The following is a 14551-nucleotide window of genomic DNA, read 5'->3' as shown; positions in this document are numbered from 1 at the left end:
CCACGACCGTCCGAAACCCTGCCCGATCGCCCTCGATCCCTAGCGGCCAACCGCATCAATCAGGTCACTCCAGAACAAAGGTAGGATAACTCAACTTCCGCGCTACGCGCGGAGACTTCCATAAATGTTCCATTTGCCCGATTCATCTCCCGCTTCACACGCACGGAGCCACCCTCATGGACAACACGTCCACCGCCGCCACCGCCGACGGCGCGATAGAGACGCGCGGTATCGAACCCGTCCCGGACCACGAGCGCCGGGGCAGAGTCCGCGAGCTCTTCCCGACCTGGGTCGCCGCGAACATCAGCGTGCTGCTGCTCACCATGGGCGCGGCCCTGGTGGTGCTCAACCAGCTGAACTTCTGGCAGGTCCTGATCGTCGCGGCGTGCGCCGCGCTCGTCTCGTTCGGCCTGGTCGGCGTGCTGTCGGTCTCCGGGAAGTGGGGCGGGGCGCCCGGCGCGACCCTCTCGCGGGCCACCTTCGGCGTGCGCGGCAACCTCTTCCCCGGCGCGATCCTCTGGATCGCCCGGTTCGGCTGGGAGACGATCAACGCCGTCACCGGCGCCTATGCCGTGCTGACCGTCCTCGACCTGATGTTCGGCGTGAAGAGCAACACCGCGCTGATCGTCATCACGCTCTTCCTCTTCGTCGCCTGCACCTTCCTGGTCTCCGGCATGGGCCGCAAGGCGCTGAACGTCTGCAACACCTGGTCGACGTACCTCTTCGGCGTCTTCAGCATCCTGGTGCTGGGCTACCTGGTCGCGACCATGGACTGGAGCGAGGTCTTCGCCAAGCCCGCCGGCACCACCGCGATGATGATCGCCGGCATCGGAACCATCGCCGCCGGCGGCATCAGCTGGGTCCCCACCGGCCCGGACTTCGCCCGCTACCTGCCGCACGCCGCCTCCGGCAAGAAGATCGTCGGCGTGACGGTCTCCGGCGCCGGCCTGGTCATGGTGCCGATGGTGCTGATGGGCGCCGTGATGGCGGTGGCCTCCCCCGGCCTGGCGCAGGCCGCCGACCCGGTCTCCTTCCTCGGTGACCTGCTGCCGACCTGGCTGGCCGTGCCCTACCTGCTGACCGCGATCGTGGGCATGCTGCTGATCAACAGCCTCTCCATGTACTCGGCCGGCTTCACCGCGCAGACCATGGGCGTCAAGCTCCCGCGCGCCCTGGCCGTCAGCATCAACGCCGTGATCTCGCTGGTCGGCGGCCTGCTGCTGATGCTGGTCGCCAAGAGCTTCCTGGGCTCCTTCATCACCTTCCTGATCCTGCTCGCCGTCTCCTTCTCGGCCTGGATCGGCGTCTACGCCGTCGACATGTTCCGGCGCCGGTCGCGCGCGGTGCGCTACGACGCCGACGCGCTGATGGACACCAGCCGGAACAGCCGCTACTGGTACGTCGGCGGCTTCTGCTGGCAGGCGATGGTGTCGTGGGTGCTCGCGCTGCTGATCGGCCTCGCCTTCACCAGCTGCGACTGGTTCGCCGGCCCGCTGTCCGACACCTTCGTCGGCAGGTACGGGCTCGCCTGGGCCGCGACCATCGTGGTCTCCGCCCTGATCATGGCCGTGCTGCCCACGCCCCGGGAGAACACCCCCGCCACCGCCGAGCAGCCCGCCGGCCTCCGTGCGGAGCAGCCCGAACGGGTCAGCGCCTGACCGCGCGTACGCGGGCGTCCGGCCCCCCGGACCCCCGCGTACGCCCCGGACCGCCCGGGTGCCGACTCTGTTGAGCCGGCACCCGGGCGGTCCGGTTTTCGATGCCGCCGTCCGCGGCCGCCGCTCGGGCCCGTACGGGCCTTCTCGGGCCTCTTCGGGCCTCTTCGGGCCTTCACCGGCCTTCACCGGCCTTCACCGGCCTTCACCGGCCCTCTCGGCCCTCTTCGGGCGCTCCGGGCCTCGTGGGCCCGGCGGCCGTCAGGAGGCGCAGTCGCGGCAGATGGGCTGACCGTTCCTGTCCTCGCCGGCGAGCTGGTTGCGGTGGTGCACCAGGAAGCAGGTCATGCAGGTGAACTCGTCCTGCTGGATGGGCACGACCCGGACGGTGAGTTCCTCACCGGACAGGTCGGCACCCGGGAGCTCCAGGCCTTCGGCGCCCTCGGTGTCGACGTCGACGACGGAGCTCTGCTTGTCCTCGCGCTGACTCTTCAGCTCCTCGATGCTCTCGTCGCTGCTTCCGTCGCCGGTGTCTCGCGGGGCGTCGTAGTCGGTTGCCACTGGGGTGCCTTCTCCTCAACAGTCGTTTCCGGTGGGCAGGTCGTGCCACCCACCGGCCGACACGGTACCGGTCCGGCGCGGCGGACCGCCCACCTGTGACGCACCACCATGCCATCTGCCGGGCCATCCGGCGCGCGAACGCCGACACGCGACCACCCGCCACCCACGCGTCCCTCGCCTGTGGTAGGCGACCTGGAGAGCCCGCGCGGGCCGTCCACGCCCCCGTGCGGACGGCTGTCGGGGAGCCCACCGGACCGGCTCAGGCCCAGCGGTGAAACACCTGGGCGGCGGTGTCCGTCCGGCACCGGTCGACCGACGCCGGGCCCCGGGACCCGTGCTCACGCGGGCGCGCCGGTCTTCAGACCGGCCCGACGCGAGAGGATTCGGGTATGACGATCACACCCCGGCTGGTGGCCAAGTACGCGATCCCGGACCGGGACGGTGCCCACACCTACCTCGACCCCACCGGCCCCGTTCCCCGGCTGGAGGTCCGCAGCCCGGAGTCGCTGCGCATCTACGAACTGCGGGAACAGGCCGAGCTGAGAGCCGAGTTCCCGGCCCCCACGCCCAACCGGTGGTCGCGGCAGTGGGTGGCTCCCGACCTCTCGTTCGCCGTCTTCGGCGCCGGGACGGAGTACGTCGCGGTCGCCCCGGACGGCACCAGGCTGTGGCAACAGCCGTACGGCACGTGGGAGGTGAGCCGCTGGGGCTACCTCGACTTCTCCGGCTCGACCGGCGGCGCCGACCGGGAGCTCCGGATCTGGTTGCGGCTCCCCTCCGGGCTGTCCGACAGCACCCTGATCCTCACCCTGGACGCCGCGGGGGCGGTGCTGGCGCGGAGCGTGCTCCCGTGCGGCGGCTACGAGCGGTTCGTCAGCCTGCTCTGGGACGAGAACGACGAGGTCAGCGGCGTCACCGTGTCCGGCGGGCAGGCGGCGGCCACGCACTTCGAGGCGCGGTGGGAGTCCGGTGGCATCGTCCTGGGCCGGCAGTTGCCACCGGGCCGGGGCGACCTGCTCCGGAACGAGCGCGAGTACCTGGGCGCGGACTCACGGAACGCCCGCTGCATGACCGTCGACCGGAGGCGACAGGACGTCAGCTGGCACAGCCTCCCCTCGTACCGGGTCACCGCCACGCTCGGCCTGAGCGACTTCCCGGCCCCCGGCACCGGCGACTGCTCGGTGCACAACGACCCGCAGATCTCCACCTTCAGCGGGTTCGTGGACGACGACACGGCGATGGTGACGCTCTACAACCCGTACGACGAGGCCGCGGTGTACGTGTTCGGCCACGAGCGCTGGAGGGAGCACAGCCACTGGCTCGCCGACCCCGCCACCGGTGCCCTGCACGGCCGCATCGAGTACCCGATGGCCGAGGTCGACACCGTGATGCCGGTCGGCGACGGCACCTGGATCACCGAGGAATGGGACGCCGTCTACCGCTGGCGGCGCTGAGCCCGTCCGCCCATCTGCCCGTGCGCCCGCCCGCTCATGAGCCCATCCACCCGCCCACCCATCCGCCCGTCCGCACCGGGCTCGCCGCGACGCCCGCGGACTAGGCTGGCGCCGCAGGCGTGTCGGCCCGGGGTGGGGAGAGCGGCGTGGGAGTCGAGGAGCCGGAGGGAACGGGCGGGACGGACCGGACGGGCGGGGCCCTGCCCGGGTCCTGCCCGCAGTGCGCGCGGGACCTGGTCCGGGAGACCACCCGCGCCGGGGCGTACGGGGGCACCAACGAGTGGTGGAAGTGCCCCGGTTGCGGGTTCCTGGGGCGTCCCGACCTCGGGGGGCGCCCGATCCTCCACCCGTTCCGGTACCCGGAGGGCGAGGAGGCGGACTGCGTCTTCTGCGGCTGGGAGGACTGCAACCGGGCGAGCGAGGCCTTCGCCTGGGACGGCTGGCTGTGCGAGTGGATCGTCTGCACGACCTGCGGGCGGGAGAACGTACGCCGGATCAGGCGCGTCGCCGAGTAGGGCGCAGCCGGTACGGGCCCCGGGGCCCCGGTCCCGTCGTGCGCCCTGGAGTGGGAAGTCGGCCGGGCCGACTTCCCACTCCCCGGCCGGGCAGCGCGCCGGCGAGGTGGGTCAGGAGAGCAGGCCGTCGTAGTCCGGCAGCTTGAAGGTCCGCTCGGCGTGGCCGCCGTTCAGGTCCGTCCAGTTGTTGCCGATGCTGGCGATGATCGTGTAGCCCTCGTTCTCGACCTTGATCCGCTCATCCGTCTTGTACTGCTGCACCGACTTGAAGAGGTCGCCGATGCCGCGCCCGTGCAGCTCGTCCACGGTGTAGCCCGCGCTCTGCAGGCTGGACCGGGTGATGGCCTCCATGAAGTCCACCCGCGCGGTGACGAAGATGATCGCGACCCCGCGCGAGTGGGCGTACTGCGCGAGCTCCACCACCGGCGCCATGCCCGGCATCGCGAGCGGGTGGAAGTGCGTCGCCAGGCTGGTGTTGTCGATGTCGAGGACGATCGCGGGCTTTCCGCCCGAGGGCTGGGAGACACGCTGCTCGACGTAGGCGCGGGCGGGCGCGATCGCGGCGGCGACGTCGGCCAGCCACTGCTCCTCGGTCACCGAGCTGCTGCTCGCCTCCGCAGCGACGGACGCAACGGGAGCAACGGGAGCCGGGGCGGCGGCCGGGGCGGCCGGGGCCGCGACGGCCGGGGTGGCAAGAACGGCGGTGACCGCGGCCGTCAGGGTCGTGGCAGCAACGAGCTTGGCCTTGAGACTCATCTCTGAACCTCGCCTTTCACAGTGGTGAACAATCAGTCAAGTGGTGCTTCGACATGGCACCTTGGTGCCGAGGAGAGCGATTCTCGCCCAGCCGGCCCCGCCCCGGGCGGGTCACCTCGACAGAACGTCAAGAACATGCCAGACACCTGGTCGGCGCCGTCCGCAGCGTGTACCGCCCCGCCCCCGGGCCGGGCTCACCGGCACCGCGCGCGGTCGGCCAGAGCGCCACGGGCTTTCTCCGCCAAGCCCCGGCGGGCGGCGGGTGTGCTGCTCTATGGTCGGGTGGCATGGGGACTGTGGGGGACGGCTTCGACCTGTACCGCCGTGCCATGACACCGCCGGTGTTCGACGACCGGACCAGGGACGCGTGCGTCATCGTGCCGGGCATCATGGGCAGCGTCCTGCAGGACACCGTGACGGGCCGCCCGCTGTGGGGCGTGGACCCGGCGATGCTCACCGACCTGCTGACGGGCGGTGAGCGCCTGGCCGCGCTGCACGCCGATCCCCGGGAGCGGGCCGCCGACGCCGACACCGCCCGGCGTGGCCCGCTGACCCGCGTCGGCGCCACCGCACTGCTGACCAAGCCGTGCTGGCTGCCGTTCTTCCAGGGCCTCGACCCCTACACCGACCTGCGCAAGGCCCTGCAGGGCGTCACCCTGGCCCCCGAGGCGGTGGCGCCGTTCCCGTACGACTGGCGCCTGGCCGTCGCCTACAACGGGGCCCTGCTGGCCCGCGCGGCCCGCGCGCCACACCGACCCCGCGCTTCACGGGCGCGGAGGAACTCGATCCCACGCTGGTGCTTCGGATTCGGGACGGCCGGGCCCGGTGACCCCCTCCGGGGGACGGTCCGGCGCACCTGCTACGCGTCCTGCCCCGTCGGGTCCTCCTGCAGTGCCCTGAGCGACAGCGGCACCCGTTCCCGCACCAGGTCGACGTCGAGGACCACCGCGGTGACCTGCCGGCCGACCGCGACGACGTCGCCGGGGTGGTCGACCGGGCGCCGGGACGGCTCGGGAAGGTCGATCGTCGCGGTGAAGCCGCCGATGTCGACGGACGTGACGCCGGAGTCGGCGATCCCGGTGACGGTGCCGGTCACGCTCTGACCGCGGCGCAGGGTCCTCAGGAAGGCCCAGGCCCGGTCGCTCGGGGTCGGTTCGGTCCCCCACCGGGCGCGGACGACGCCGTCGTCGTCGGGCAGGACGGCCGTGAACAGCGGGGTGCGCTCGTCCACGTACACCGACAGGAGCGCGGCGGCCCGGGCACCGGCGACCCGGGCGGCCACGGCCTGGAAGTCGTCCTCGTCGGCGACCACGCTGGTGATCCGGCCGTCCTGCTCCTCCCAGACGAACTCGACCAGGCCGTCCTCCGGGAGCGCGGCCAGGACGGCGCCGACGTCGGTGGAGAGGTCCGGCCAGACCTCCAGCCGGGCACGGGGGGTCAGCCGCGCCCGCACCGCCGCAAGGGAGCCCTCGTCGAGCCGATGCCAGCGGGAGGCGTTGCCGAGGTGCATCTCCTCCAGGAGCGCCGCCTCGCCCGTCGCCACGCACGCCCGCACCCGCGCCCAGAAGTCGTCGTCGGCCGGGCGCTGCACACCGGACTCGTCGAGCTCCATGTCGTACGGGGAGGCCTCCAGCGGCTCGGGGAAGAGCCCCAGTTCGCGGGTGCGCGCGAGGGCCGCCTCGCAGGGCACGGCGCTGCCCACGTACACGTACTGGTCCCAGCCGACGTGCACCGCGAAGGTGTCCTCGACCTCCAGGCGGCACCAGGCGCCGTTGTCGCGGAGCATCGCCCGCACCAGTTCCAGGCCGACCGTCAGCGGTACGGGTGCCCCGTCGTGGTAGCCGGTCAGGTCGGGCGGGAAGAGTCCGGCGAGGCCGCCGCCCTCGATCGCCGGCTCCAGGCCGAAGTGCACGAAGCCGGGCGCGACCTGGGGCTCGCGGACGGCCAGCTGGCGCACCCCGGTGTCCTCGGCGAAGGCGGCGACCGCCGCCAGGTAGGCGGCCTCGACCGGCCCGTGGTCGCTGACGGCCTCCTCGGCGCCGGTGTAGGAACCCCGCTCATCGCGGTCCGCGGGATCGTACTTGGTGACCTGGTAGACGTACGGCAGCACGCGTCACACCCCCACGGTGCCCGCGCTGCGGCGCGAGCGGGAGTGTCGGTGCCGGCGGTGAGAACTCATCGGGCCATCCTGCCGGAACCGGCCGGCCCGGCGCTCCCCCGTTTCCGGCGGCCCGGGGAACGCCGTCGCGGGCGCGTCCCGCGGTCCCCGGTCCCCGGACCGCCTCCCGCTCAGCCCGACCCGTCCATCAGCGCGGTGACGTACGCGTCCAGCCGCGCCTCCACGGCTCGCGTCGTCAGCTCCGTCCTGCCCGCCTCCCGCCACGGCCGTGCCACCACCCGCACCTCCTCCGAGCAGGCCAGGGCGTCCCGCACCCGCCAGTACAGCCGCTCGTTCGCGGCCGCGGCCAACACGCCGCCGGCCTCCTGGTAGGCCTCGGCGAAGCGCCGGCCCCACGCCGGGCCGTGCAGCAGCGCGAGGTTGGTGGAGCAGTGCGACACATCGAGGTCCGCCGGGCCCCAGGAGGCGGTCGCCCAGTCGACGACACCGGTGATCCGCGCACCCTCCGGCCGTCCGGGCGGCACGTCGAACAGCACGTTGCCGGGCTGGAAGTCCCGGTGCAGGAACCGCCCTTCGTACGACGGCGCCGGTCCGCGGATCACGTCGATCGCCGCAGCCCACGCCGCCGCGTCGGCGCCCGTCGGGACGACGACGGTCTCGGCGGTCGTCAACGCCACGTACGCCCGGGGGCGCTCGGCGGGCCGCACCGCGTGGATCGCCACCAACTGGCGGGCCAGCAGCGCCACGCGCGTCCGCACCCCGGCGTCGTCGAGGACCGTCCGGCCGGGCAGCCGTGTCATGAGGAGCGACGGATGCTCGCAGTGCTCGGCGGTGGGATCGACCGCGACCAGCGCGGGGGCCGGCACGTCGGTCCCCGCCAGCAGGGTCAGGGCGCCGGCCTCCCGGCTCAGCCAGTCCTCGGCACTCGCGGCGGACGACGGGCCGACGAAGCTCCGCAGCACCAGGTGACGGGTGCCGCCGTCCCGCGTGCCGATGGTGAGCCTGCGCACCTCGGCGGTGATCCCGCCGTGCAGCGCCGCGGTCCTGACGATCCGCTCGCCGGGCTCCAGGTGCCGGCCCACCCACGCCAGTGTCAACGTCCGTACGGCAGAGGCCTCATCATGGTCGGTCACCCCGCCACCTCACCACCGCGTGACCGTGCGCGCAACGCCCGGCCGCCGGGGTACCGGGAGCACGGGGACGCCCGCTTCGCCGGACCGGAGCCCGGATTGTCAGTGGGCCCGGGCAGGATGGGCGCCATGACGGATGGAACGACCTGGCTCGCCGCCCCGCAGGCCATCGCCTTCGGGGGCTACCACGTGGTGCTCGCCCGCGGGCTCTCCGGGGAAGAACTCGCCGACCGCCTCGCCGCGGTCGTGCACGGCGTGAAGCACGTCGCCGTGGCAGTCGGCGAGCACACGGGGGACTCCCTGCTGGACCTCATGGAGGACACCTACGGCGGCACCTTCGACGGCATAGGCCTGCGCCTCGGCGGGTTCGAGGACTGGACGTACGCGGTCGCGTACGGCGGCTGGCCGGGCGAGTTCGGCTCGGCGGCCCCGGTGTCGCACGGCGGCGCGCACGTCTTCGTCCTGGAGTACGAGGAGGAGAACGGCAAGCCGGTGCCGCCGCAGTTCGCGGCCTTCCACGACGGCCGGCTGCTGAGCGCCTTCAACCTCCACCTGGACGGCTCCTGGGGCTACGAAGGAGTGGACGGCGAGCCCGCAACGGCCGCCCCGCTGCAGGACCTGCTCACCGCGGCCGGCCTGCCGGACGCGGAACGGAACCGCCGGGAGGTCCACCGCACCGCGCTGGGCGTCGTCGACGCGTTCTTCGGGCTCTCGCTGCCGCAGGACACGGTCGTGAACGGCACCCTGCCGGCCGTCCTGCTGGAGCCTGCGTAGGTATTGCCGAGCGCCGTCCGTCCCGGCCGTGCCAGGATGCTCGGCATGTCTGCTGCCCGTGCACTGAGCTTCGGCGCGATCGCCGAGGCCTACGAGAGGTACCGGCCCGGGTATCCCGACGAGCTCGCCGCCGTGGTGACGGCGTACGCGGGCGGCCCGGTCCGGACGGCGCTGGAGATCGGTGCGGGGACGGGCAAGGCGACCCGGCTGTTCGCCCGGCACGGCGTCGCGGTCACGGCGACGGAGCCGGACGCCGCCATGCTCGCCGAGCTGGGGAAGCACCTTGCCGGGAACGTGACGACCGTGCGGGCCGCGTTCGAGGACCTGGAGCCGGGTCAGGCGTACGGGCTGGTCTACGCCGCGGCGGCCCTGCACTGGACGCGCCCGGAGGGCCGGTGGTCCAGGGTGGCCGCGCTGCTGGAACCGGAGGGCGTGTTCGCCTCGTTCGGCGGGCCGGTCCAGCTCGCCGACCCGGCCGTCGAGGAGTCCGTGCGTGCGGCCCGGGCGCCGTTCCTGGAGAGCGACGACATACCGTCTCCCGACGGGACGGCGCCGGATGCGGAGCTGCAGTGGCCGGGCACGGAGCTGCAGCGCTCCCCGTTGTTCGTCGACGTCCGACAGACCGTCGTCCCACGGCGCCTGACGATGCGCGCTCCCGAGTACGTCGGCTACCTGTCGACCGTCTCGGCCTACCTCCAACTGCCGCGGTCGACCCGACAGCAGGCCTACGACGCGATCACCCGGGCCCTGCCGGAGACGGTCGAGATCGACGCCGACATCATCGTCCACCTCGCACGCCGGGGACCCGCGTAGCGACGCGGCCTCCCGACGGCCCCGGGGCGTGCAGGGCGATTCGATCGCGGAGGCCGCCACGCTGCGCGCCGTCGGGCGTCCTCCGGGGCCGGTCGCTAGCATGGGGCCGCCGAACGAACGGCAGGAATCGGGCCTGCTCCCCCAGGGAGCGGGCCCGCCCCACAGGTGGTCCGCCGGCAACCGCCGCGGACGCACCCCGGAGGGAGAGCGAACCGTGAAGACTGCTCCCGCCGGCGGATCCTCCCGCTACCTGGTGCTGGCGGCGATGATCTTCGCCGTCGCGATGACCTTCATCGACCAGACCATCGTGTCGATCGCCGTGCCGAACATCCAGCACGAGCTGGGACTGACCAGTACCGGGGTGCAGTGGGCGGTCAACGCCTACCTGCTCACCCTGGCCGCGTTCTTCGCCTTCGGCGGCCGGCTCGCCGACACCGCCGGCCACCGCAGGATGGTGGTCCTCGGGGTGCTGGTCTTCGCGGGCGCCTCGGCCTGCTGCGGCCTCACCCCCACCGGGAGCGCGGCCGAGGCGTGGCTGGTCACCTTCCGCGCCGTCCAGGGCCTCGGCGGCGCGATCATGTTCCCGGCGGCGCTGGCCATCGTGGTGCAGAGCTTCGCGCTGCGCGAGCGGGGACGGGCACTGGCCCTGTTCTTCGGCATCGCGGGCGGTCTGACCGCGATCGGCCCCGTCCTCGGCGGCTACCTGACCGAATGGACCTGGCGGGCCATCTTCTGGGTGAACCTGCCGGTGGCGGCGATCGCACTGGTGCTGATCGCGGTCTCCAAGCCGGTGACGGACATCCGGCCGGCCCCCATGGACTACCGGGGCCTGGCCCTGATCGCCGGCGGTGTCGGGCTGAGCGTCTTCGGGTTCCAGCAGTCGCAGGTCTGGGGCTGGTCGAACCCGGCGATCGGCCTGTGCATCGCGGCCGGTGTCCTGCTACTGGTCGTCTTCGTACTCGTCGAGAAGCGCACCGCCTCGCCACTGATCCAGGTGGACATCTTCCGCATCCGCGCGTTCTCCGTGCAGAACCTGGTGCTCGGCATCTCGATGCTGGTCTTCGTCCCGGTGTTCTTCTTCTCCAGCGAGTACGCGCAGATCGCGCTGGGCGACTCCTCCTCGGAAGCCGGCGTCTTCCTGCTCTACTTCTTCATCGGGTTCGTGATCGCCTCGCAGATCGGCGGCCGCATGCTCGACCGGGGCGGCGCGAAGCGGCCGGTGGTGACCGGGTGCGTCCTGGCCGCGGTCGGGTTCTACCTGTGGGCGGGCGACGCGACGACGCTGAGCTTCAGCGAGCAGCAGTGGGACGTCGTACTGGCCGGCGCGGGCATGGGCTTCATGCTCAGCCCCTCCAGCACGGACGCCGTCAACCGCGCCTCGCGGCTGTCCTACGGCGAGGCGACCGGCATCACCCAGACGGTCCGCAACTACGCGGCGAGCCTGGGGCTGGCCGTCCTGGGCACCGTCCTGGTCACCGATCTGCGGTCCCAGCTGACCGACTCCCTGGTCGCCCAGGGCCTGCCACACGACCAGGCGGTCTCCACCGCCGCCCACCTCTCCCAGGTCCAGGCGCAGAGCGGCGGAAGCACCGCGAACATCCCGCAGTTCTTCCGGGTCGACTTCGCCCACGCCACCCAGACGGTCCTCTACTGGATGGCGGTCATCATGGCGGTCGCCGCCGTGGTGGCGGTGGTGGGCCTGCGTCCGGGCGTGCAGACCGAGACCACCGCCGAGGAACCGGCCGCCCAGCCGACCGGACGCGGGCCGGGCCCGGCGTAGGGCGCGGTTCGGCGACGCCCGGGCCTCGCGCACCCCGGTGCGTACGGGCACCCGGGCCTGCGGCCCGCTGCCGTACGGCAGTTCGTCACTGGTCCGAACGGCCGGAGCGTGACCTCGACGGTGCTGGTGAGTTCACCCTGGTATGACGCATGTGACTCCCCTGCCCGGCGGCCGGCCCGACGACGACCACGAGCAGCACGACGACAGGCAGTACGACGACAGGCAGTACGACGACACGCAATATGACGACACGCACGACGACGGCAGGCGGCCCGGCGACGGCGGTGACGCGGGGCTGGTGCTGTTCGCCGCCGACCGGGCCGACTACGCGGCGGCCCGCGTCGCCCGTGCGCAGCAGGACCCGGCGGAGTGTGCCGGGGCGGATCGCACGGCGGTGCGGCAGCGCGCACAGGTGGCGGCCGCGGCGGTGATCGCGGCGGCCGCCGCCGGCCGCGCGGCGGTGTGGGTGGCGGAGCTGGCCGCCCGAACCGGCCGACGGCAGGTGGCCGAGTACGCGGCCGCCGTCCTCGCGTGCGGCCGGGACCTGGACGACGAGGACGGCTTCGACGGCGGCGTGCCCGAGGAGGTCACCCGGGTGCTCAGCGGGGCGGTGCTGCTCGACGATCCCGGGCTGACCGCCGGCGAGGGTCTCGCCCTGGCGGCGGTGGGCGCCATCGCCCTCGCGATGCCCCGCACCATCACCGCCGGCGACCCCGTCCGGCAGTTGCCCGAACTCGCCCGCCACCTCGACCTGGCCGTGAACGCCGGCCGCACCGCCGACGTCTGACGCGGCGGGGCCGCGTCGGGGCGGCGGCGGGACGGGGGCGGGACGGGGGCGACGTCGCGGCGAGCGCGACAGCCGGGCCGGGCCGGGCTGCTACCGGACCGGGCCGGCCAGCGTCTCGATCGGGCCCACGTCCTGCTTGGGCGGGCGGGTGAGGCTCGCCAGCTCCTCGGACGGTTCGCTCCCGTCCCTGACGGCCGCCACGAAGGTCCTGGCCTCCTGCAGGCTCACCCGCGGGGCCTGCCTGCGCAGGTGCTGCATGGCGGCGGCGGTCCCGACGGTGTTCGCGAGCCGGCGGACGTCCGCGGCGAGGGGATCGGGCGCCCTGAAGCCCTTGACCTCCCGGAGGTAGTCCTCTTCCCAGTCGTCGGTCCAGCGGCAGCCGGGGACGAAGTGGATGCTCCCGTCCTCCCGGTCGACCAGGTAGGGGCCGCCGTGGAGGAACCCCCGCTTGGCGGGGTCGCGGGCGCCCTCGGCCGACGTCCAGTGGACGAGCCACCCGACCGTCCGCTCCTCGACGGCGTAGACGGCCAGCTCCGGGATCAGCCTCGCCCACGACCAGTTCGGCAGCTCGCGCGCCAGGTAGGACTCGACCAGCTCGACCGCTCGTTTCTCGGAGATCACGGCCCCATCCTTCCCCCCGGGTCAACCGGATTTCCGCGCGTCCCGGCGCCCTCGCGCGGCCCCGGCCCGGGCGCCCCGGCCCGGCCTGCCGGCGGCGCGCCGGTTGCCGCCACCGGGCTCACGGCCCAGATTGGCAGGGACACCGCCTGCGCGTTCGCCGCCGTTCGGCAGCCGCTCGGTGGGTCGGCCGACAGGACGGCATGGAGAGGCGAGGCCCGATGAGCACGGTGGTGGAATCGATCGACGTGGAGGTGCCCGTCCGCGTCGTCTACGACCAGTGGGCGACCTTCGAGGACTTCCCGAAGTTCATGGAGGGAGTGGAGGAGGTCCGGCAGCTGGACGACCGCCACGCGCACTGGCGGACCAGGATCGCCGGGCTGTCCCGGGAGTTCGAGACCGAGGTGATCGAGCGGGTGCCCGACGGGCGGATCGCCTGGCGGACCACCGGCGAGAGCGTGAAGCACACCGGCACGGTCGACTTCGAGGCGCTCGGCGCGGCCCGGACCCGGGTCACGATGACCATGGACTTCCAGCCCACCGGCTTCGCCGAGAAGGCCGCCGACAAGCTCGGCGTACTCGGCGTCCAGGTCCGCGGCGACCTGCGCCGCTTCAAGCGCTTCATCGAGGACCTCGCCGCCGGGGCCGACCCCGGGCCGTCGCCGAAGGACACCTGACGGCGGCGGAGTCGGCCCGGGGCCAGGGCCGGGGCCGGACCAGCCGCGTCGGCCGGTCCGAGCGCGGCGAGCTCTGCGGATCGGGCCGTCGGCGGTCAGGTGTTCAGCCGGAGCTGCAGGCGGCAACCGCCGGGGCGGTTGTCGGTGTCGACGGCGAGCGCCACCGGGTGGCCCGGGGAGGCGGTGTATTGGTCGTTCGGGAGCGAGCCCCCGCACTGGGTGACGTCGCCGTCCCCGGCGTACCGGATGTCGAGGGTGACGGCGTGCTCGGTGTTCGACACGAGGAAGGTGAGCGTGCACCCGCCCGGTCGACTGTCCGTGTCGATGCGGATCGCGGGGCCGAAGGTGCGGTCCGTCGTCGAGGTCGGGATCCGGTAGTCGCCCTGGTTGCCGCACTGACCCGGGCCGGTACCGGGGGCGGACTGCCACGCGTACCGGACGGAGACGGAGCCGAGCACGTTCTGCGGGTCGAACATGCCGAACGCGAGCCGGCAGCCGCCCGGGCGGTCGTCGGTGTCGAGCCGGATCTCGTCGGACCATTCGCCGCTGACGTGCCACTGGTCGCCCTGGCGTCCGCCGCACTGGGCGGGGTCGCCGTCCGGGTCGAAGCGGATGCCGAAGGCCACGGCGCCGGGTTGCCGGGGCACGGCGTGTGCGGTCGGGGCGGGGAGGAGGGCCGCGGTGGCCGTCGTCGCGGTGGTGGCGGTGAGCAGGGCGAGTGTCGTCCGGATGACGTGGCGCACGCTGGCGGTTCCCTTCGCTACGGGGCCTCACGGCCCTCTTGAGGCACAGGGATTCCGGCAGCGTGGACACGCCAAACGGAAACGGGAGTTCCGGACTGAACTGTCACTGGGAAGGACGGCGTGGACCCCCGACAACGCCGTTGCCGGGAGGCACGGTTGACCGGCGCTC

14 protein-coding genes are annotated in these 14551 nt (G+C 73.2%); 8 read left to right on the top strand and 6 right to left on the bottom strand.

Going from position 1 to position 14551, the window contains the following annotated elements; genetic code table 11:
• Positions 1-176: 176 nt before the first annotated feature.
• Complete coding sequence (locus tag ABT048_RS08465) at positions 177-1658, top strand: purine-cytosine permease family protein (protein WP_350520546.1); 1482 nt, start codon at positions 177-179, stop codon at positions 1656-1658.
• 258 nt (positions 1659-1916) lie between these two features.
• Here the strand turns inward: ABT048_RS08465 and ABT048_RS08460 are convergent, their stop codons facing one another.
• On the bottom strand, positions 1917-2216 hold the full coding sequence (locus tag ABT048_RS08460; RefSeq protein ID WP_350520545.1) for a DUF4193 domain-containing protein: 300 nt from the start codon (positions 2214-2216) through the stop codon (positions 1917-1919).
• Between the two features lie 389 nt (positions 2217-2605).
• Between ABT048_RS08460 and ABT048_RS08455 the strand changes: the two genes are divergently transcribed.
• The gene (locus ABT048_RS08455) at positions 2606-3670 is read left to right on the top strand and encodes a hypothetical protein (RefSeq protein WP_350520544.1); all 1065 of its coding nucleotides are present in this window, start codon (positions 2606-2608) and stop codon (positions 3668-3670) included.
• Positions 3671-3816: 146 nt separating this feature from the next.
• Positions 3817-4185 carry a hypothetical protein gene (locus ABT048_RS08450; RefSeq protein ID WP_350520543.1) on the top strand — a complete coding sequence of 123 codons (369 nt, stop codon included), beginning with the start codon at positions 3817-3819 and terminating at the stop codon, positions 4183-4185.
• 111 nt (positions 4186-4296) lie between these two features.
• Here the strand turns inward: ABT048_RS08450 and ABT048_RS08445 are convergent, their stop codons facing one another.
• The 3 genes from ABT048_RS08445 to ABT048_RS08435 all read right to left on the bottom strand — a co-directional run bounded on the left by ABT048_RS08445 (position 4297) and on the right by ABT048_RS08435 (position 8193).
• Positions 4297-4941, bottom strand: coding sequence for an HAD family acid phosphatase (locus ABT048_RS08445; protein ID WP_350520542.1), 645 nt, complete (start codon positions 4939-4941; stop codon positions 4297-4299).
• Positions 4942-5800: 859 nt separating this feature from the next.
• The gene (locus tag ABT048_RS08440; protein ID WP_350520541.1) at positions 5801-7051 is read right to left on the bottom strand and encodes a S1 RNA-binding domain-containing protein; all 1251 of its coding nucleotides are present in this window, start codon (positions 7049-7051) and stop codon (positions 5801-5803) included.
• A gap of 179 nt (positions 7052-7230) precedes the next feature.
• Complete coding sequence (locus ABT048_RS08435) at positions 7231-8193, bottom strand: phosphotransferase family protein (RefSeq protein ID WP_350520540.1); 963 nt, start codon at positions 8191-8193, stop codon at positions 7231-7233.
• 126 nt (positions 8194-8319) lie between these two features.
• Between ABT048_RS08435 and ABT048_RS08430 the strand changes: the two genes are divergently transcribed.
• From ABT048_RS08430 to ABT048_RS08415, 4 genes are all read left to right on the top strand, one after another.
• A complete protein-coding gene (locus ABT048_RS08430; protein WP_350520539.1) occupies positions 8320-8964 on the top strand; it encodes a DUF6461 domain-containing protein in 645 nt (214 codons plus the stop codon).
• Between the two features lie 45 nt (positions 8965-9009).
• Positions 9010-9777, top strand: coding sequence for a class I SAM-dependent methyltransferase (locus ABT048_RS08425; protein ID WP_350520538.1), 768 nt, complete (start codon positions 9010-9012; stop codon positions 9775-9777).
• A gap of 265 nt (positions 9778-10042) precedes the next feature.
• Positions 10043-11557: an MFS transporter gene (locus ABT048_RS08420; RefSeq protein WP_502893986.1), complete on the top strand. Its 1515-nt coding sequence runs from the start codon at positions 10043-10045 to the stop codon at positions 11555-11557.
• Positions 11558-11699: 142 nt separating this feature from the next.
• Positions 11700-12344: a hypothetical protein gene (locus ABT048_RS08415; protein ID WP_350520536.1), complete on the top strand. Its 645-nt coding sequence runs from the start codon at positions 11700-11702 to the stop codon at positions 12342-12344.
• 90 nt (positions 12345-12434) lie between these two features.
• Here ABT048_RS08415 and ABT048_RS08410 read toward each other — a convergent pair whose 3' ends face one another.
• A complete protein-coding gene (locus tag ABT048_RS08410) occupies positions 12435-12965 on the bottom strand; it encodes a YrhB domain-containing protein (RefSeq protein WP_350520535.1) in 531 nt (176 codons plus the stop codon).
• Between the two features lie 218 nt (positions 12966-13183).
• Between ABT048_RS08410 and ABT048_RS08405 the strand changes: the two genes are divergently transcribed.
• Positions 13184-13639, top strand: coding sequence for an SRPBCC family protein (locus ABT048_RS08405; RefSeq protein ID WP_350520534.1), 456 nt, complete (start codon positions 13184-13186; stop codon positions 13637-13639).
• A 95-nt stretch (positions 13640-13734) separates the two neighbouring features.
• Here the strand turns inward: ABT048_RS08405 and ABT048_RS08400 are convergent, their stop codons facing one another.
• Entirely contained in the window at positions 13735-14382 is a 648-nt protein-coding gene (locus ABT048_RS08400; RefSeq protein WP_350520533.1) for a hypothetical protein, read from the bottom strand.
• Positions 14383-14551 lie beyond the last annotated feature (169 nt).

This window comes from Kitasatospora sp. NPDC096140, assembly GCF_040303045.1.
GTDB lineage: Bacteria > Actinomycetota > Actinomycetes > Streptomycetales > Streptomycetaceae > Kitasatospora.
Note: the sequence above shows the minus strand (reverse complement) of the source record. Positions and strands in the feature narration are given on the sequence as shown.